This is a genomic window from Pseudoalteromonas sp. 11L1, from assembly GCF_055397545.1.
In genome coordinates this window covers 352,663-372,060 of record NZ_AP041142.1, presented here as the reverse complement: position 1 = coordinate 372,060, position 19,398 = coordinate 352,663, and the positions used below count along the sequence as shown (strand labels likewise).

The window sequence follows — 19,398 nt, the reverse complement described above, 5'->3', positions numbered from 1 at the left end:
TAAACCTAAAATTCCCTTAAAAAAGGCGCCAGAGCGCCTTATAATTAGAGCCGGTCTAGATTAATTACTAGCGCGTTGTAAAGATGCAGCTACAAAATCAGCCCATTCACTTGATTCACCTTCTTTAAGTGCACCAATGTAGCCTGCGTTAGTGAAGAAAGAGTCAACTTCACTCATGTCTTTCGCTGTTGTAGCTACCGCAGTACCTTGTGAGTCTGTAATAGTTGCTGCAGTTGAAACACCATCCGCACCAAGCACATTTGAAAAATCAGCAAAACCAATCAGCTGGTTATTTTCGCCACCAGTAAACCAGGTATTGATATCAAAGCTTGCTAACGCACCGGTTAAAGGAGTATTTACGTCTTCAAAATTCTTACCACACGCAAATATAGAACTCATAAATGCGATATCACCGTTGTTTGCATTGGCATGCACACCAGCATCTCCTGATTTATCTTTTTCATTATATAAATCAAAACAGCCAGCACCATCTACAGATGATGAGTTTACAAACAACATGTTAGCTAATTGCGCTTTACCCCATTCTTTCATTTCCATACCGGCACCAGTACGACGCCCTTCAGCACCTTGATCACCAGTAGTAACAACGGTTGCATTAGCAATAGTTGGGTTAGATACAGTCGTTACTAAATCTTGTGCGTCTGCAGATAGTGGATCAACTTTTGCGCCATCTGTTTCAAATCCATGATTTCCATATTCATTTGAACGTACAAGAATGTACTGTCCGTAACCTTTCCAACCCTCATCCCAGTCAATACCGTCATCACCAGTATCAGTAACAACAATATGTTTAAGATTAACGCTACCACCAAAGAGCTCTATACCATCATCAAAACCATTATGTACATGAACATAATCAATTGTTGTGCCTGAGCCAACAGCATTTAGTGTTAAACCATTTAGCTCATCACCTTCAACGCCAAATCCTGCATACTTAATAACAATATGCTTTAATATACCGCTACTATCTTGCGGGTCATTACCACCGTAATAAGATACAATACCTTCAGCTGAGTGATTACACATGTCTTGTGCCGCAGCTGTCGCTGTACAACGAATAGAATGACCACGTCCATTTACCTGAACGCCACCCCAATCCCCAATTTGAGCGGTTGTTGAATCATCACCATCAACTTCTTTAATGCTTGTGAAAATAATTGGCTTATCTACTTCACCAATTGCTTCAATATTTGCACCGCGAGCAATACGAATAAAACTCTCTGGCTTGGTAAACGCAATGGTAGCGCCTGCTTCAATAGACAATGTTGGGCCATTAACATCAATAGTAGCGCCTGTAGATGTGTCTACATCGTCACCTATAAATAAAGCACCTTCAAATACATGGGCACCGCCATCGTCTAGCGCAGGGATAACAAAAGAGCTAGTAATTTCTTTTGCATTACTTGCAAATGCTTGGCTGTATAAGCAGTTTACGCCTTCTGCTTCACCTGTAAATGTAGCTCCATCTAATGTGTATGTGGCGCAACTTACAGTATCGCCACCATTATCACCACCTGGGTTAGTCACTGAATTGTCTACACTGTTATCAACTGTCGTAGGTGTAACGTTAATATCTCCACCGCCACAACCAGCAAGTGTTATTGCTGTAGCCACTAAGCTGATTTTGAATAAGCCAGATAATTTCATTGTTCACTCCGTAAAAGTATTTAATTATTGTGTTAGCGCATTAAGTAATAACTTAAGTCACTTTAAGGCACGATACTCATGCATTAAGGTCACTTGAGTTATCGAATACGAAGTACAATACGGGAGTGTTATGACAATGAAGTTACACTTTAATAAACATAAAATGACAATGTTAATTAACTAAAAATCAATAGGTTGCTTTAAAAGTGCACGCAAAAAAACCACACAAACTTAATGTTAATGTGGTTTGAGTAGTGCAATTATGAAATGGTTTTTAGTGCGTCAATTAAGAACTAATAATCGCACTATAAAAATTAAAGTAGTGCTGTTTTTAATGTTTGCGCATGCACTTTTTCGCGTTTTACATATTTGATCCATTGCTGGGCTAAACGTTGTGACTTTTTGTGCTTTTCGGCTTGTTCAAACGCCAGGATAGACGCATCAAAATTTTGTAAATTGTATTGCGCCATTCCTAAAGCAACAAACGCATTTGATTCGAAATCAAGGCCGCCTTTATCCAGCGCCATTCGTGCTGCATCAGCAGCTTCGTCATACTGCTCTGTGTTTACATACACTTCAGCTAAGCGCTGGTCGTATTTACCATGCTCCGAACGCTCTGCAGCTTTGGTAAAGTAACTAATCGACTTAGCATCTTCTTTAGCTTGTACCATGGCCTCGGCTACAAAGGCATAATTTTTAGCCGTAGGTTCAGCAATGCCCTGCTCTATTGCTTTACTCATTACACTGGCGGCTTTGTAGGCAAGCTGATTATATAAATATACCTGCGCAAGCTGTCTTAGGTCAGATTTAGAGGTTAAAAATCCTTGCTGGTAAGCTGCTTCTAAAATACTAAGCTGCTGTTTTTCTTGCCCAGTTTCACCATACATACCGGCTAATTGCACCCAGTACTCAGGTTTATTGTAAAGCTTTACCATACGCTCAAGTACGCTCACTACTTTATCGGTTTGGTTAAGTGAGTAATACATAGCACGTTGCAGTACCAGCCAGTTTTCTTTTGGTACTTTGCCATCGCTATCACTTAAGTTAATGGCTTGGGTAATGTAACTTAGGCCTTGCTCATAGTCTTTTAATTGATAGTAGGTTTGCGCTCTTAATAAATAATACGCATCAGTTTTAGGCTTTGTATTAATGGCATCCCATTTGTCTAAAAATGCAATCACCTTTTTGTAGTCGCTGTTAGCCATTGCAAGCTGCGCTAAACTGAATGTCGTGCTCAAACGCAATGTTTCTGGAATGCCATCTTCTGCAATCACTTTTTCAAATGAGGCAATCGCTTTTACAAGGTCGTTTTCATTGTAATAAATAAACCCATAAAAGTTATGCATCATCGCAATTTCATACGAATTCATACTTGATGAGCGCGCTTGTATGCTGTCAAGCGCGTCTAAACCCGCTTTACTGTCGCCATCATCCGCAAGTTTTTGGGCGCGTGCTAATTGGCTGTATACCTTTTCACGAAGTGCGGGCACTCGTGTTGTTTTTTGTTGTTCAGCGGCCTGTACTGTCGCCAAATTTACACCCGGAAGTACATTCAATGCACTTGGTGTAACAACGCTGGCACTGATTGCAACAGTGCACAACATGCTAAGCTTTAATAGCTTGGTTGTTAGTTTTAATTTCATAATTGCCTCACGTTCACTCTTTACTTACTTAACAGAATTAACCATTAATTTGGAAAGAAATTTTATTTTGCACGCCGGCTACTTCAACGGCTTCGCCATTAACAACGCGCGGTTTATATTTAAACTTAAGGGCCGCATCCATCGCTGCTCTGTCAAACAGTGACTCTGGCTCGGCTTTAATAACTTGTGGCTCTTTCACTGTGCCTTGCTTGGTCACTGTAAACTCAACAATGACATACCCTTCAATACCACGCGATAACGCACGCCTTGGGTATACCGGTGCCACTTTTACTATGGGTAAATACTCACCATCACTGGTTTCTAACGCTAATCCACCCGCTAGATTTACATCAGCATCGACATTGGCAGCAAAATCAAAGTTGTTGCTAGCAGCGTTGTTATCGCTACTTTGCATTTGTGGCGATTCCATTGGCGGAGGTGGTTCTTTAGGTGTTGGTGGCTTTTGTGGTTTGCGCTCCTTTTTTTGCACCGTTTCTTCTTTTTTCAAACGGACAAAATCCAACACATTCCCTTTTGCAGGCTCCGTCATGGCGCCTTCTCCGCCGGTGATCAATGCCTGCATACCTAAAAACAGCATAAAGGTCACCACACCCGCTATAATTAACGCAAGTACATAACGCATCACTCGTTACCCTTCTTGAGCCGCTATTGAAACATCAAATACACCCGCTGCACGCGAGGCATCCATCACTTTTATCAAGGTTTCTGTAGTGGCTTTTTTATCGGCCTGAATAACCACACTGCCTTGTGGATTTTCAGCTTTTAAACGTTCAATGTTGGCTTGTACAGCACGTACATCTATTTGACGTTTATTGATCCAAATTTCGCCTTGATCTGAAATAGCTACTAATATGTTAGCCCGCTCTTTTTTAACAGCCGTTGCTGCTTCTGGGCGGTTTACATCAATACCGGCTTCTTTTACAAACGAGGCTGTAACAATAAAGAAAATAAGCATAATAAATACAACATCCAGCATAGGAGTCATGTTTATTTCTTCTGCTTCATCTTCTTGGAATAAATTACCTAATGGGGCTCTCATTTTACTTCTCCTAGAACAAGCGGTGATTATGTACACCGCTTTTCAATAATTATTTAGTGGTCTAACACCATTGTGTCTTGCAACAATTCAACTTCACGCTTTGCTTTACGCTGTAAATAGGTTGAGGCAAACACCCCTGATAACGCACCGACCATTCCTGCCATTGTCGGTATGGTTGCTTTTGATACACCCGATGCCATAGAGCGTGCGCTGCCTGTACCTGTAATGGCCATTACATCAAAAACTTCTATCATCCCTGTTACTGTGCCAAGCAACCCTAATAGTGGACACAGCGCTACCATTACATTAATCATCGGTAAGTTTGCGTTTAATCGCATACTGGCGCGTGACACCATGGCCTGGCGTATTTGCTCTGCGTTCCAGCTGTTGCGTTCACTGCGCGTTTTCCACGTATTTTTAACGTCTTTTTTGTAGTGTCGATAGCCATTAAAAAAGTACATAAATCGCTCGAGTATCAATAACCACATCGCGAAAATTAACACGGCAATGACCAAGAGCACTTGGCCACCCGTGTCGAGAAAATCACGGATAGCATTGATTGAATCAATCAATAGCACCATGGTTTAAGCTCCTTTCTCGCTTCGCTCGGCAATAATACCTGCACTTTGTTCTTGTAAAATAAGCAGTAAGCCTTTTGAGCGAGTATTCAATAAGGTGTATAAAAACACCGTAGGGATAGCAACAACAAGGCCTAATACCGTAGTAACCAAGGCTTGCGAAATACCGCCTGCCATTAGTTTAGGGTCGCCAGTGCCGAATAAAGTAATTGCTTGGAAGGTATTAATCATCCCAGTTACCGTACCGAGTAAGCCCAGCAATGGCGCTACCACAGAGATAATTTTAATAAGCGTTAAATTACGGGTGATTTTTGGCATTTCGCGTAAAATGGCTTCGCTTAACTTAAGTTCAAGCGTGTCGTACGCCACATTTGGGTATTGGTCTTTCACTTTCATGACTCGCCCTAGCGGGTTATCATCACGAGCTGTATCGTCTTTTAATTGACGACGGATTTTTCCACCCATCAGCAGGAGCGATACAAAACGCTCTAACGCAATTAATAACGCTAATAAGCCAACGCCTAAAATAACGTAACCAACTGCACCACCTTGATGAACTTGCTCGCTGGTATCAGGGGCTTGTACTAACAAACCTAAAATTGAACCACCAGTTGGGTCAAGCGCAAACGGCACCACACCGGTGTTTGCTTGCTGCAAATCAGCCGCAGTCGCAGTAAAGCGGCTGCTTGGTTGGCGAGTAAGTTGGCTAATAGTATTGGTAGAAGGTGTATACTCTAGGTACTGACCGTCACTAATAAGGTTAAATGCACCCACACGTACCACTTCTTTTTGTACTTTATTGCCACCGTCAACAATTACATCAGTATTGAAGCGGCTTACTTTTCCTTGTTCGGTCATTTCGCGTTGTAGCTCAAACCAAACCTTTTCGATATCTTCAATAGACGCAAGCTTTGAGGTAGACCCCATTTTTTGCGCCAATTCGTCCATAAAAGTACTACGCCCAGGTAACTGAGCCGATACCACCGAGGTTGCAAACTTATTGCTTGAATCACCAGCAACTTGTTGTAGCACACCAAACAGCTCTTTTAATGACCCCATACGCTTAGATAAAGTATCGGTCAGGTTAGCCAATTTAATTTCGTTTTCTTCAAACTGCGTTTCTAAACGCTCTGACTCGCTAAGCATTTGGTTTCGTTTAGCTTGGGTGTTTTTAAGCATTTGCACTTGTTCATTTTGACGTGCTGCAAATTCTTGTTCGCGTTGTTTATTTTGTTCTGATTGCGCTGATTTACCCTGCTCTAACGTTTTTAATAAGGCATCTAAGTTCATTGGTTCAGCGGCACACATCGCACCTGAAAAACCTAAGCTGGCTGCAAACACGGCCATTTTTGTCATTTTCGTTAATAATTTCATGGTAAACCTCTTATTCTGCAGCATGAATTGGCAGTGTTAACATATCGGGGGCTAGTTGTTTGCGCGCAATGCGAAGCCCTTTATTAATTTGACTAATGGTTGAATCAGGCAACGCAACAAACGACTGTGACTGTTGATCCCAACTACCTGCTTGTTTGCCATCGCGGGTAAGGTAAATGAGTTCTAAACGGCCAATGCGTAAAAAATCAACTTCACGTTCTTTATTGTCCACATCAAGCAATGCGGTATACGCTTCAATAGTGCGTCCGTAATCAACTTCAACTTGATAAGCTTCTAAGACACGACGGAATTTTTCACTTGATGAAATATCAGCACGTTCCATCATTGCATTTAACGATTCAAGACGCTGCTTTCGCTCTTGTTTTAAAAACGGCACATCTAAGGCTATAAACTGTTCAAGCCCAGTGATCATGCGAAGCATTAAAGGGGTTATTTGGCGCTCAATAATCGATACCTGATCCATTGATAAATTAAGCGATTCCATCTCTTCTATTTGGTTATTTAACTGTTTTGTCAGCTGTGCGTTATAAACGGCTAAACCATCTATTTCTTTATTTAGGGTTTTAAATTGCTGTAAACGCCCTTGCATTGAATCTGCAATCTTGTCTATTTTTGTTTGTGATTGCGCAGCTAAATTATTAATGTCGCTACTTTTATCAATTACCGTGTTTAAATCATTGGCGTGGACTGCTGCACTTGCGGCTACAATACCAGCTAAAATTAATGGTTTAACGCCTTTCATCGTATACACCTTTGCTCGTTAATTAGCGGATTTGCTAGTGTTTATTAGTCGCTTTAGCCTGTTTATGAAAAAACATTTTAAAGCGAGATAGTTTCAATGAGCGAAAGTGTATAGATTAAAAATGACAAGCGTGTTGCGTAAAAAAGTCGCTTTTATGACAACGGTAATAAATTAGCCTTATTGGCTGAATTTAAAGTGCAGGGTAATGTTTGAAGCGTAAATTTTATAAGTAAGACTGTATTTCACTAAGGGTATGCTGCCAATCTATGTAGTTAATAGCAATAGGGTAAGCACGGTTGTTATGTATTAATACTAACGAAGGGAAACCTTGAATAGGTAAACTGCGAACAAAGTTAAGCTCATCATAAAAGCGACGCTGAAGTTCCTTAGAGTGTAACTGCTGAGTAAATAAACAGGGATCTAAACCAATTTTTTCGCATAGTTTAATAAGCACGTCTTCATCCGATGGATTCTGCGCCTTTAAATAATACGCTTGTTGAATAGCGTCAATCATCTGTGGCTCTTTGTTAAAGCTACGAGCAATTAATGCCGCCCTACAAGAAGGATAAGTAGAGCGGCGTGGTTGGCATTCTCGCCAAAAATTAAAATTAAACTCAGTGCCTAATTGGTTGTTAATGTTTTGCCATATGCCTTGTAGTTGCAACTGCATATCAGCACTCATTAGCTGGTCGCTATCAGCCGCTAACCCTCCGACTCTATATTCTATAGGCAGAATATTTACTAAAGCAGTTTCTAGCTTTTGCCAAGTAGGTTTATAACCCCAGCACCAGCTACACATAGGATCATGCACATAGATAAGCTTACTGACTGACATGCTCGCCCTGCGCAAATATGACTTTATTACGCCCTTGTGATTTTGCCTGATATAAATATTCATCGGCTTGTTTTAATGCACTGTTGAAGTCGTCAACATGATTAGCTTGTGCAATGCCAATACTGCAGGTTAACGATACTCGTTGTTGTTTATCAGATAATATCACATGATGTTGCACGCATTCTCTAAAGCGATTAGCTAAAATACTTGCTTCAATGGTCGTTAGCTGCGGTAAAATTACTACAAACTCTTCACCACCATAACGGGCTTTAAGGGCGGTTGCAGGAAACTGCGACTCTAATAATTTAGTGAACTCTATTAATACGGTGTCACCAAAATCATGACCATAGGTGTCGTTTAATTGTTTAAAGTTATCTAAATCTAGGAGCAATATAGACAGCGGTAAATAATGTGCAGGTCGTGAAGCGGCGAGCTTTAAAAAATGAGAGGTAATAAAGCGACGGTTGGGTGCACCTGTGAGCTGATCTGTATAGGCGTATTGTTTTTGCTCTAAGGTAATATCAGCAATGGCAAGGTGGCTTCGGTGACGAAAATACTCACCGATAAAAGAAAAGACCAACACGAGTGAAAATGCAGCAACAAAACGGGTTTTTTCTACCTCACCATAAATAACCTGCCCCATATCGGGGCCATACAACATAACAATACAGCACAATAACATGGCACTGCTTAACCATGCGCCAAACTTAACACCCAATATGGCAAAAACAGCAACAGGATAAAACATAAGCCAATATAAAGCAGTGTTATCTTTACCGCCTGTGTATACCAATGCTAAACACATCAAAAATACAATCATCAGAGTAATTAACGCAATAGCATTGAGCTTTTTGGTTTTTATAAAATAAACGATGCACCCTACAATCGTTAAGTTAACTGAAATTAATGCGGCAGTTAATATAGGTGCATAAACGCGATAATTTGCAATCACCAAATAAGTAATTAACACCAAGGCAATCGCTATCATGGTAAATAAAGAAAACGCTTGGCGTTGTCTATCAAAGCTATAAACACTGTCAATATTAACTAGACTAAGCCAGTTTGGTTTATTTATTTTTGTTTTATTGATCATACTTTGAATTTTTTAACCATCCGATCTAAGTCGCTAAATTGATGCTTAAGCTTGGTACATTCCTCTAAAGTAAGGTTAAGGTTAGATTGACCTTGAGTAGATAAGTCGCTAATAACATGAATATCTGAGTGTAATGATTTAACAACTTGGTTTTGTTCATCTGTGGCATTAGCCACACTATGATTAGCATCCGTTATTTGCCTTATCGCACTAATTATTTGCTTCATTACGTCGCCGACGGCATCCGCTTGCTGAACACTTTTTTCACTTTCTTCTAAACTGGTTTTCATCAGTTCAACGGCAGAGCTTGAGCCTTTTTGCAGTTCAATAACCGTATTTTCAATTTCTTGCGTTGATTGTTGAGTGCGTTGTGCTAATTGCCTTACTTCATCGGCAACAACGGCAAACCCTCTTCCCGCTTCACCCGCACGTGCGGCTTCTATCGCTGCATTTAAAGCGAGCAAGTTAGTTTGTTCACTCACTCCTTTAATTACCGCTAATACATTACCGATATTGGCGGTATGTGAATCTAAACTATTAATTGTTTCTTGCGCTTGCTCTATATTTTGCGAAAGTTGATGAATGCTTGATACGTTGTTAGTCAGTGTTTGCTGATTTTTAGCACAATATTGATCAGCATCTTTAGCAAGCGTTGAGGCATTACTTGCACTGCTTGAAATTTCTGTGGCGGTAGCAGAAAACTGATTAATTGCCGATGCTACGCTGTTAGTACGTTCACTTTGATCGTCATACATAGTCAAGGTTGAATCTGTTTGCGTAACCAGCTTAGCAACAGCTGTTTCTAACAATTGCGCTGAAGACTTAACTTGAACAATTGAATTTTGAATTTTTTCTATAAAAATATTAAATGAATTACTTAACTGACCAAACTCATCATCGTTTTCTACACTGAGGCGACGAGTTAAATCGCCTTCACCTTGAGCTATATCTCTAATAGCATCGTTTAAGCGATACATAGGACGCATTAAGTAACGCAATAAAAGCTGTAGCGCAAAAACAATGACTAAGGTGCCTACTATTAAGTAAATCAGTGCTTTTTGACCAAATGCCGACACACTTTCGAAAGCCGTGTCTTTATTGATCACTGCTCCTAAATACCAATCAACATTTTCTATGCCATGAATTTTAGTAAATGACACTAAAACAGTTTCATCAGCAACTTGGTGCTCTGTAAAAGTATCAGCCAGCTCAATGTCTTTTCCAAATAATTCAGTAAGCGCTTTTGAATTTAACTTACTATTTGGATGGCTTAGTATTTGCCCCTTATGATCTAATAAAAAGCCATAACCTAACCCTAAAAAATCAATATTGTCGATAATTTTAGCTATGGTTTGCATATCAATATCAGCACCTGCAACTCCTTTAAATTGGCCATTAATATTTATGGGCGCAACAGCTGAAATGGTCAGTTCATTGGTGGTTACATCAATATAAGGGGTGGTGAATGCAGTATTAGTTTTGTTTTCAACCAACTTATACCAAGGGCGGCTAGTTGCATCAAAATCGTCGGGTAAAATGACGCTTTGATCATTTAAAATAAACGCGCCTGAGGATTCGCCGATGTAAGTATTTTTAAAATCCCCTGCCATCTCTGCAGTATTTAATTGCGATAATGTAAGCGCTTTAGCGTCTGTGAATCGATAGGTGTTTGCCAGCGAGATAACAATGGCTAACTTGTTATTCAGCCAGCTTGCAATGTTCTGCGAGACAGACTGGGAACTTTGTTTTAATACTAAAGATAGCTGCTCTTGAGTTTGATGACGCATTGAAAAATAGTTGTTAATAGTGAAAACACCTAACACTAAAACTAAGACCAATGACGCAGCGATGGTGATTTTGGAGGTGAATTTCAGCGAGCTAAACATAAGTACCTTAAGGATTAATCATTATTATCACTGTCTTTTTAACAAATTTTTAACTGAAAGTCTTAGCAAATATAAGCTGGGATTGATTAAATTATAAAAAATAATAATAAAGCATTATTTATTATATACAGAAAAATATCTATAAGGTGATTTTTTAATAGCGACGGTCTAGCTAGTTGCAAAGAAAGACTCTATGCAACTATGCCTTTTAGGAAAGTAAAAAGATTAAAATTTGAATTTAATAATGACGTTACACTGAGTAATTATTATTTAAATCACTTTTTCCATTTCATTTTATTATTGGTATCGCGTGATGAAATAATGGTTTCATTACTGCTTTGAATCCCGCCCAATTTGGAGAGTCGGTCATAAAGTACAACATTACAGGTTGCCGCTAAATTCATACAGCCGATAGTAGGAATATACACCACTTCGTCGCACCATTTTAAAACATCTTTGGGGACAGAGCCGTCTTCTGGACCAAATACATAAAATGCGTTCTCAGGGTGAGTAAATTCGGGTAAAGGAGTGGCACCTTCGATTAACTCAATTACCACTACTTTTGCATCTTGTGGCTTGACTGATGCTAAATCGTCAGTGGCGGTTAATGGAATGCGTTGCACCACATTTTTCGTATCCGTATGAAATTTTTGTGCATTTAAATAACGGTTGCCGGTAAAAAACACCTTCTTGGCGTCATAACAACCTGCTGCGCGTAATACACCACCCACATTGGTTGGGCTTTTAGGGTTTATTAAACCAATACTTGCTTGTAACTTACTCACTAGTTGCAATCCTTGGTTGGCCACTCGGCAATATACAAGTCAAAATCGTCTAATTTTACATCACAATCTTTTACTGTTTTATCTTTGACTGAAATGTTTAGCTCATGCATTTTAGTTTTATCGCCGTTATTAAGTAACGGGTGCCACGTTGCTAAACCGCGCCCTTCATGAAGACGGCGGTAGCTACAGCTTTGGGGCATGAAAAAGATGTCTTTTAGGTTTTCTTTAGTGAGTTTAACGCACGAAGGGACTAATGTTTGGCGGTTTTCGTATTCACTACAGCCACAGGTATTGTTATCAAGGTATTGACAAACAATGTTGGTAAATATTAGTTGCTCGCCTTCTCTTAGCTGATCGGTAGCAGTAAAGTCATCTTCGTCTTCACTGTCAATAAAGGTGTTTAAACAACACTTTCCACATCCATCACAAATGGCTTCCCATTCTTGCTGGTTCATTTCATTCAGGCTTTTACTAAGCCAAAATTGGGTATTTGCTAATTGTTGATCAAACATGGTGTTCTCGCCCCTTTTAAGAGCGCGCATTCTAACGTATTGCAGCAAAGCGCGCAAAGCCAATCCCTAATATCTGCATGGCTTCGCGCGATTTTATTACTGCTGAGATTTAACCCAACGTTTAATTTTTTTCTCCAGAATAGGCATAGGTAGTGCACCATCAATCAATATTTGCGTATGAAACGCTTTAATGTCAAATTGCTCACCTAATTGCTGGTGGGCGTAATTTCTGAGCTCTTTAATTTTAAACTCACCCAATTTGTACGATAGTGCTTGGCCTGGCCATGCGATATAGCGTTCAACTTCAGCAATAACATCACTTTTTGCCATTGAAGAATTTGCTAGCATGTAATCAATGCCTTGTTGACGTGTCCAACCTTTGGCATGAAATCCTGTATCAAGCACTAATCGCATCGCTCTTAGCTGCTCATCGCTAAGACGCCCGTACCACATATACGGGTCGGTAAATAAACCCAATTCTTTGCCTAAGCTTTCTGCATATAATGCCCAGCCTTCAGCAAACACGGTATAGCCGCCAAATTTACGAAAATCGGGCAAGCTTTGCACCTCTTGTTGCAGCGCTATTTGAAAGTGATGACCAGGAGCGGCTTCATGAATAGACAGTGTTTCGAGTAAAAACTTAGGCTGCGCTTTTAAGTTGTATGTATTGATGTAAAATATGCCTGGGCGCGAACCATCAGGAGCGGGTCCTGCATACGACGCTCCCGCAGCTGATTGGGCTCGATACGCTTCAACCGCTTTGACAACATAAGGTGCTTTAGGCTCAATATTAAATAACTTTGGTAAGCGAGCGTCTATTTTTAATTTTATCTTTTCATAGGCAGCAATTAACTCATCGGCCGTTTTGTAATAAAACTCATCGGAGTCACGTAAGTGGTTAAAAAAGGCCGATAAATCACCTTCAAATCCGACGGTGTTTTTCACCGTTTTCATTTCACTTAAAATTCGAGCCACTTCACTTAAGCCAATTTCATGAATTTCATCAGCAGATAAGCTTAACGTGGTGTTTTTCTTTATTTGGTATTCGTACCACGCTTTACCGTTGGGTAAATCAGCATAACCAACAGAATCGCGAGCATGAGGTATGTAATTGTTGGCTAAAAAGTCGCTCATTCGCTGATATGCAGGCACTAATTTATCTAAGATCAGTGTTTTATACTGCGATTTTAGCTGTTGCTTTTCATCAGCTGAAATTGAAGCGGGCATGGCTTTAATGGGCGAATAAAAGAGAGAATCTTCTGCGCTTGTAACAACATGCGCTTTAAATTGCGGGAGTAATTTTTTTGCTAATGGCATAGGCAGTACCACATCGTTTTTAACGCCTTGCACCATTGATTGTTCAACACTTGCAAGCCATTTAACGAAACCATCTGCACGCTTGATAAAATTTTCGTAGTCGGCAACAGTATTAAAAGGCTGAGCACTTTGTCCTGAACCAAATCCAGCGAAGGTATTATGCGCACCCGACATTTGATTTATCGGTAACAAATAATTTTTATATTGCATCCCCTCAAGCTTGAGGGCTAAATCTCGGGATAATACTTCAAAATTCAGTAGCGCTTGACCGGTCAGTTGTGATTCATCAATCAGCGTTAAGCGTTGTTGATATTTTTTGTAAAATGCGGCTTTTTTATCGCGATTAAGCTGCGATATTTCAGGCAAAAATTGATCATCAAATTCATGGCGGCCATTATAAGTAGCGCTTAATGGATTAAAAGCTAATGATTCATCGTAGTACTGAGCAACGAGCACATCTAATTGCTGCTCGGCTGATAATTCGCTTATTACAGGTGCGACTGACTGATTTGTGTTTAATTGTGAGCTGGTGCTCATACAACCACTTAAGGCAAACATAACGCTACTGGCAACCAGTGCTATTTTAATAACTTTCATAAATTCCCTTGTTAGTTTTTACCCGCCAATTATGCGGTTTTAAATAGCTTAAATAAAGCAATTACGGTCAATGCTATTCGTCGCTACATTATTTACTCAATAGCGCATGGTTGCTACATTCAAGTAAATGAAAATAATTATAATGACTTAAACATGAAAAAACATTTACTAACTGCATCAATCGTATTTCTGAGCTTAACCAGTGCAAGTACACTAGCCACAACCTATATATCGGCCAAAGCTTTACTAGATGTTGAAACAGGCGAACTTAAATCTAATCCTTTGATTGCCATAGATAACGGTGTTATTAGCCAAATCCAATTTAATAAAAAGCCCAAGCTTAGCAGTAATGATGAACTGATAAACCTACCAACGCTTACCCTGTTACCTGGGTTAATGGACATGCACGTACATTTAACCAGCGATCCTACCGTGTCTCGAAGTGAACGTTTAGGGCAATCTGTTCCGCGAATGGCCATTAAAGCCAGCTATTTTGCTAAGCAAACCTTAGAAGCTGGATTTACTACAGTACGTAACTTAGGTGCACAAGGCTACAGTGTTATTGCGGTGCGAGACGGTGTTAATGCCGGTGATATTATCGGCCCACGCATTTGGGCTGCAGGGCCTTCTTTGAGCATTACTGGTGGGCACTGCGATAATAATCGCTTACCTCCAGAGATGAAATATACTGCCACCGGCGTTGCTGATGGCCCATGGGCAGTACGTATTAAAGTGCGTGAAAATATAAAATATGGCGCTAATGCAATCAAACTATGCGCCACAGGTGGGGTATTTTCTAAAGGAACAAAAGTCGGCATACAGCAATACGCCTTTGAAGAGATGAAAGCCATTGTCGATGAAGCGCACATGCGTGAATTACCTGTTGCCGCTCACGCACACGGCACTAACGGTATTAAAACGGCGATTAGAGCCGGTGTAGATAGTGTTGAGCACGCTAGCTTTTTAGATGATGAAGCGATTGCGCTTGCAAAAGAGCATGGTACTTGGTTATCGATGGATATTTATAATACAGAGTATACGCTGAGCTTTGGTGAGCAAAATGGTGTTGATGAAGAAAACCTAAATAAGGAACGTCTGGTATCAAAAAAACAACGTGATAGTTTTAAACGCGCTGTTAAAGCGGGGGTAAACATGGTGTTTGGTACCGACGCAGCTATTTACCCGCATGGTGATAATGCTAAACAGTTTTCCCGTATGGTTGAATTTGGCATGAGTGAATTACAAGCAATTCAAGCGGCGACCATTAATAGTGCTAAATTATTAAAAGCTGATAAACAACTAGGGCAAATTAAAACTGGTTTTGCAGCTGATATCATAGCGGTAGATACTAATCCATTAAAAAACATTTCTACACTAGAGCAGATCCCGTTTGTTATGAAGGCGGGTGTGGTTTACAAACAGTAAGCCCAAACGTTTCTATAAGGTTGAGCACCGCTCAACCTTAAAATTTTTTGCAAATGTAGCTAAGCTGCTCGTTTAGCCATCAAAATTTTATTAAAAAATCTTTCTGCTAAACCAACTAACTACTGCAATCCCCCTTTGAAATTTTCAAATATGATTACTTTTAAATCACATTGAATAACAATCAAGCAAACGTACCTATTGAAGTAAAAAAAATTGAACTTTTTATTTAAATTTAAAATGATAACCATTATCATTCGCGCAAATTAACAAATGCGAATGGTTATCAGTTTATGAAAAGGTTTCAATACTCTCTCCTCACTCTAGCGTGTTTAAACGCAAATTTAGCAATGGCTAACGAGTCACAAGTTAATTCAGATATTGAACGAATTAGCGTTTACGAGCAACAAAACCGAGTAGTGATGAATTCTGGTTTAGCGACTAAATCAGACATGTCACTAATGGAAACCCCAGCACCCGTGGTTATTGTTGATAAAGCACTGATTGAATCACAAGGTATTGATAGTCTTCAGGACGTGATCCGCAATGTGAGTGGCCTAACTCAAGCGGGTAATAACTATGGCATTGGTGACAATTTAGTTATTCGTGGTTTGGGTGCTAATTACACTTATGATGGCATGTATGGCGGCGCAGGCTTGGGCAATACATTTAACCCTACTCGGTCTTTAACCAATGTTGAATCTATTGAAGTGTTAAAGGGTCCCGCTACTGGCTTGTATGGTATGGGTAGTGCCGGTGGTGTGATCAACCTCATTGAGAAAAAACCACAGTTTAACGAGCAACATACGCTAGAAATGGATATCGGTCAGTGGGATAGTTATTCGCTTGCACTCGATAGCACCAATGCAATAACCGACGATTTAGCTTATCGGGTAATGGCAAAAACCGCCTCTAGCGATGGCTTTCGTGATTTAAAAGAGCAGCGCGATGAAATTTACTCGTCTTTAAAATATGTGCTTAATGACCAACAATCTTTTGTATTGTCTGGGGCATATATTAAAGACGCTATTGCAGTGGATTCTATTGGCCACCCTATTCGTATTTTTAACAGTGAATCGGTTAACGGTTTAACTGCTGGAGAAGTATCAGGCGCCGATTTAGTTAATGACCCTACAGCAAGTGGGTTACAATTGAGTGAAGCACAACGAAATGAATTAGCTAACTCTTTGGCAAGCAATGATGGTTTAACACCCTTTAACTTTGGCACTAATGGCATAATATCACCGATGGCAAAGGATAACGAAGGTGAAGAGCTGCGTTTTAAACTAGCGCATAATTATTACATTAGTGATGATTTATTTTTAAATCAACAGCTGCAGTATCGCAATTACACTTCAAGTTTTGCTCGTCAAACAGGTGCTTATAATTATGTTTATTGGAACCGACGCGGTGTAATTAACCAAGATCCACGCGCACCGTTAGTTGTAGATAATGTATTACATCCTTTTGCTGCCAGACGCCAAGAATATCGCCAAGTAGAAGCGGATGAAAAATCTTGGCAATACTTCTTAGATTTACGTTATGACTTTATGCTTGGTAATATAGAAAACGAACTACTAGTTAATGCCAACTATGAAGACCGTGATATTCGTTTTAAACAGTACTCTATTTATGATGCTGATAAGGTCATTAAAAACAATGACGGTGAAGTGATTTACCAAGGCGCACTGCCATATATTTTTGATATACGTCAACCAAATTGGCCTACAGGTGAATTTGCTGACTATGACCCGCTTAAAACCAGTGATTACAATAAAAAAGTACAAGCATGGGGCGTAGGCCTGCAGCATGTTGCTTATATTAACGACAAGATCACTACTCGTATTGGTGTTGCTCATAATCGCATAAAACAAAGTTATGAGCATTTTGGGATAGACCCACGTTATAGCCAAAGCCGCGCAAATCCAACGCCTGAAGCAAACACATCAGACAGTGGTTTAACGTATAACTTAGGTGCTACTTATCAAGTAAACGCTGATATGGCTTTGTTTTTAAATCACTCGAAAGGACGCACAGCTTACAGTGTTCTTGGCTCTGTTGCTGGTAATGAAGCCGATAGAGACGATTCAGAATCAGTGAGTAACGATTTAGGCTTTCGTTTTAAAGCATTTGATGATCAATTACTAGCTTCGATTGTAGTATTTGAAAGTGCGCGCACTAATTTAGAATACGCCAATCCACTTTATGAAGCCGGCGTGTCAGCACCTAACGTAGTAGAGAGCTTTTTTGATGGCGAAGAACAGACAAAAGGTGTAGAGATTGATTTAAATGCGTATTTGAACGATCAATGGAAAGTTAATATTAACGGTGTTTATCAAGACGCCCGCGATAAAACTAATCCAAACAGCTCAAGCTTTGATACCCGCCAAAAAGGGGTGCCTTATGTAACAGCTAGTTCATGGGTTACTTACTCAGCAGCGCTGTTTGAATTACCACACGCAGTAGATCTAAGCGCAGGCTTAACATTCGTTGATAAACGCAGTACTAACTCAAGTTCATTCGGTATTGATAATGGTTACGTACCCGCTTATACCGTATATGATGCTGCAGTTAGCTATAAAGCTGATAACTGGCAGATGCAGTTAAACATTAATAACCTGTTTAATAAAAACTATTATTCTAAAGCCATGTTTTTAGGCGGAATGCCAGGTGAAGAACGTAATGCAAAGCTAAGCTTTAGTTACACACTTTAATAGTTTAATAATTTTAAAAGCACGGAGTTTCAATTGAAATACCGTGCTTTTTTCATGTTAAAAACTTAATATTAAATCGTAACAACTATGCGGCCGTTTATTTCGCCTTTAAGCATGTCATCAAAAATTTCATTAATATCTTCAAGTTTTTTCTCTTCAATGATAGCTTTTACTTTGCCTTGCGCAGCAAATTCAAGACATTCTTGCAGGTCTTTGCGCGTACCTACAATAGAGCCAACCACTGAAACACCATTTAATACGGTGTCAAAAATTGGCAATGGCATATCTTCAGGCGGTAAACCAACCAATACACATTTTCCCCCTCGGCGAACACTTTTATATGCTTGTTCAAACCCTGGTTTTGATACTGCCGTACAAACAACAGCATGCGCGCCACCTACTTGCTCAAAAATGGCCTCACTGGGCACCACCTCTTTAAAATCAAGCGTAATATCAGCACCCAACTCTTTAGCTAGCGCCATTTTCTCTTTACCAGTATCTACCGCAATAACATTAAAGCCCATTGCTTTTGCATATTGCACTGCTAAGTGCCCTAAACCACCCACACCGACAATAGCAACCCATTGACCTGGTTTAGCGCCAGATACTTTTAAAGCTTTATACGTTGTTACGCCCGCACAAAATAAGGGGGCAGCTTCAGCAAAACCTAAACCTTTCGGTATTTTGATGATGTAGTCACCATGAGCTAAACAGTATTCTGCATACCCACCGTCAATAGAGTAACCCGTATTATGTTGCGATAAACACAAGGTTTCGCGTCCATCTAAACAAAACTCACAATGGCCACATGCGCTGTATAACCATGGTACGCCTACTCTATCGCCCACTTCTAAGTGCTTAATATTACTTCCTAGCTTTTCTATTACACCAACACCTTCGTGCCCTGGTACTAATGGCATTTTTGGTTTTACCGGCCAATCGCCATGACATGCGTGTAAATCAGTGTGGCACACACCACAAGCGGCTATTTTTACTAGGACATCGTTAGGACCTACTTCTGGGATAGGCAAATCGGTGATCGCTAACTTGCCTTTATATTCTGTATTTATTGCTGCTTTCATAGTCATTCCATCGTTTATAAAAAATTTTGTTATTCAACAAGGTCGTTAAATAACAATGTCATGTTGCAT

16 protein-coding genes are annotated in these 19,398 nt (G+C 39.9%); 2 read left to right on the top strand and 14 right to left on the bottom strand.

Features of this window, described 5'->3' with window-relative positions:
* Positions 1-60: 60 nt before the first annotated feature.
* From ACZ5WS_RS17420 to ACZ5WS_RS17360, 13 genes are all read right to left on the bottom strand, one after another.
* Positions 61-1,668, bottom strand: coding sequence for a hypothetical protein (locus tag ACZ5WS_RS17420; protein WP_464712115.1), 1,608 nt, complete (start codon positions 1,666-1,668; stop codon positions 61-63).
* 314 nt (positions 1,669-1,982) lie between these two features.
* Positions 1,983-3,311, bottom strand: coding sequence for a tetratricopeptide repeat protein (locus tag ACZ5WS_RS17415; protein ID WP_138606480.1), 1,329 nt, complete (start codon positions 3,309-3,311; stop codon positions 1,983-1,985).
* Between the two features lie 37 nt (positions 3,312-3,348).
* Entirely contained in the window at positions 3,349-3,954 is a 606-nt protein-coding gene (locus tag ACZ5WS_RS17410) for an energy transducer TonB (RefSeq protein ID WP_008111498.1), read from the bottom strand.
* Positions 3,955-3,960: 6 nt separating this feature from the next.
* Complete coding sequence (locus ACZ5WS_RS17405) at positions 3,961-4,371, bottom strand: ExbD/TolR family protein (RefSeq protein ID WP_008111500.1); 411 nt, start codon at positions 4,369-4,371, stop codon at positions 3,961-3,963.
* Positions 4,372-4,424: 53 nt separating this feature from the next.
* Positions 4,425-4,952, bottom strand: coding sequence for a MotA/TolQ/ExbB proton channel family protein (locus tag ACZ5WS_RS17400; RefSeq protein ID WP_464712114.1), 528 nt, complete (start codon positions 4,950-4,952; stop codon positions 4,425-4,427).
* Positions 4,953-4,955: 3 nt separating this feature from the next.
* Positions 4,956-6,323, bottom strand: coding sequence for a MotA/TolQ/ExbB proton channel family protein (locus ACZ5WS_RS17395; RefSeq protein ID WP_138570563.1), 1,368 nt, complete (start codon positions 6,321-6,323; stop codon positions 4,956-4,958).
* A 10-nt stretch (positions 6,324-6,333) separates the two neighbouring features.
* Entirely contained in the window at positions 6,334-7,086 is a 753-nt protein-coding gene (locus ACZ5WS_RS17390; RefSeq protein ID WP_138606484.1) for a DUF3450 domain-containing protein, read from the bottom strand.
* 223 nt (positions 7,087-7,309) lie between these two features.
* On the bottom strand, positions 7,310-7,921 hold the full coding sequence (locus ACZ5WS_RS17385) for a DsbA family protein (RefSeq protein ID WP_178957112.1): 612 nt from the start codon (positions 7,919-7,921) through the stop codon (positions 7,310-7,312).
* A complete protein-coding gene (locus tag ACZ5WS_RS17380; protein ID WP_464712113.1) occupies positions 7,908-9,014 on the bottom strand; it encodes a GGDEF domain-containing protein in 1,107 nt (368 codons plus the stop codon). Before ACZ5WS_RS17380 ends, ACZ5WS_RS17385 begins: the two co-directional genes overlap by 14 nt.
* Entirely contained in the window at positions 9,011-10,900 is a 1,890-nt protein-coding gene (locus ACZ5WS_RS17375) for a methyl-accepting chemotaxis protein (protein WP_464712112.1), read from the bottom strand. Before ACZ5WS_RS17375 ends, ACZ5WS_RS17380 begins: the two co-directional genes overlap by 4 nt.
* A gap of 275 nt (positions 10,901-11,175) precedes the next feature.
* Positions 11,176-11,685 carry an RNA methyltransferase gene (locus tag ACZ5WS_RS17370; protein WP_464712111.1) on the bottom strand — a complete coding sequence of 170 codons (510 nt, stop codon included), beginning with the start codon at positions 11,683-11,685 and terminating at the stop codon, positions 11,176-11,178.
* Positions 11,685-12,197 carry a YcgN family cysteine cluster protein gene (locus ACZ5WS_RS17365; RefSeq protein ID WP_138606494.1) on the bottom strand — a complete coding sequence of 171 codons (513 nt, stop codon included), beginning with the start codon at positions 12,195-12,197 and terminating at the stop codon, positions 11,685-11,687. The genes ACZ5WS_RS17370 and ACZ5WS_RS17365 overlap by 1 nt, the downstream gene beginning before the upstream one ends.
* Positions 12,198-12,293: 96 nt before the next feature.
* A complete protein-coding gene (locus ACZ5WS_RS17360) occupies positions 12,294-14,111 on the bottom strand; it encodes a DUF885 domain-containing protein (protein ID WP_464712110.1) in 1,818 nt (605 codons plus the stop codon).
* A gap of 153 nt (positions 14,112-14,264) precedes the next feature.
* Here ACZ5WS_RS17360 and ACZ5WS_RS17355 point away from each other — a divergent pair, with 153 nt between their 5' ends.
* Together ACZ5WS_RS17355 and ACZ5WS_RS17350 are read left to right on the top strand one after the other, a co-directional pair.
* Positions 14,265-15,536 carry a Xaa-Pro dipeptidase gene (locus ACZ5WS_RS17355; protein ID WP_290171665.1) on the top strand — a complete coding sequence of 424 codons (1,272 nt, stop codon included), beginning with the start codon at positions 14,265-14,267 and terminating at the stop codon, positions 15,534-15,536.
* A gap of 290 nt (positions 15,537-15,826) precedes the next feature.
* Positions 15,827-18,247, top strand: coding sequence for a TonB-dependent receptor (locus ACZ5WS_RS17350; protein ID WP_464712109.1), 2,421 nt, complete (start codon positions 15,827-15,829; stop codon positions 18,245-18,247).
* Positions 18,248-18,318: 71 nt separating this feature from the next.
* Here ACZ5WS_RS17350 and adhP read toward each other — a convergent pair whose 3' ends face one another.
* Positions 18,319-19,329, bottom strand: coding sequence for an alcohol dehydrogenase AdhP (gene adhP / locus ACZ5WS_RS17345; RefSeq protein ID WP_138561502.1), 1,011 nt, complete (start codon positions 19,327-19,329; stop codon positions 18,319-18,321).
* Positions 19,330-19,398: the final 69 nt, after the last annotated feature.

Bases quoted from the DNA above. Each gene is read 5' to 3' on its own strand.
- ACZ5WS_RS17420 (WP_464712115.1), bottom strand. From the start codon at position 1,668: ATGAAATTATCTGGCTTATTCAAAATCAGCTTAGTGGCTACAGCAATA.
- ACZ5WS_RS17415 (WP_138606480.1), bottom strand. From the start codon at position 3,311: ATGAAATTAAAACTAACAACCAAGCTATTAAAGCTTAGCATGTTGTGC.
- ACZ5WS_RS17410 (WP_008111498.1), bottom strand. From the start codon at position 3,954: ATGCGTTATGTACTTGCGTTAATTATAGCGGGTGTGGTGACCTTTATG.
- ACZ5WS_RS17405 (WP_008111500.1), bottom strand. From the start codon at position 4,371: ATGAGAGCCCCATTAGGTAATTTATTCCAAGAAGATGAAGCAGAAGAA.
- ACZ5WS_RS17400 (WP_464712114.1), bottom strand. From the start codon at position 4,952: ATGGTGCTATTGATTGATTCAATCAATGCTATCCGTGATTTTCTCGAC.
- ACZ5WS_RS17395 (WP_138570563.1), bottom strand. From the start codon at position 6,323: ATGAAATTATTAACGAAAATGACAAAAATGGCCGTGTTTGCAGCCAGC.
- ACZ5WS_RS17390 (WP_138606484.1), bottom strand. From the start codon at position 7,086: ATGAAAGGCGTTAAACCATTAATTTTAGCTGGTATTGTAGCCGCAAGT.
- ACZ5WS_RS17385 (WP_178957112.1), bottom strand. From the start codon at position 7,921: ATGTCAGTCAGTAAGCTTATCTATGTGCATGATCCTATGTGTAGCTGG.
- ACZ5WS_RS17380 (WP_464712113.1), bottom strand. From the start codon at position 9,014: ATGATCAATAAAACAAAAATAAATAAACCAAACTGGCTTAGTCTAGTT.
- ACZ5WS_RS17375 (WP_464712112.1), bottom strand. From the start codon at position 10,900: ATGTTTAGCTCGCTGAAATTCACCTCCAAAATCACCATCGCTGCGTCA.
- ACZ5WS_RS17365 (WP_138606494.1), bottom strand. From the start codon at position 12,197: ATGTTTGATCAACAATTAGCAAATACCCAATTTTGGCTTAGTAAAAGC.
- ACZ5WS_RS17360 (WP_464712110.1), bottom strand. From the start codon at position 14,111: ATGAAAGTTATTAAAATAGCACTGGTTGCCAGTAGCGTTATGTTTGCC.
- ACZ5WS_RS17355 (WP_290171665.1), top strand. From the start codon at position 14,265: ATGAAAAAACATTTACTAACTGCATCAATCGTATTTCTGAGCTTAACC.
- ACZ5WS_RS17350 (WP_464712109.1), top strand. From the start codon at position 15,827: ATGAAAAGGTTTCAATACTCTCTCCTCACTCTAGCGTGTTTAAACGCA.
- adhP (WP_138561502.1), bottom strand. From the start codon at position 19,329: ATGAAAGCAGCAATAAATACAGAATATAAAGGCAAGTTAGCGATCACC.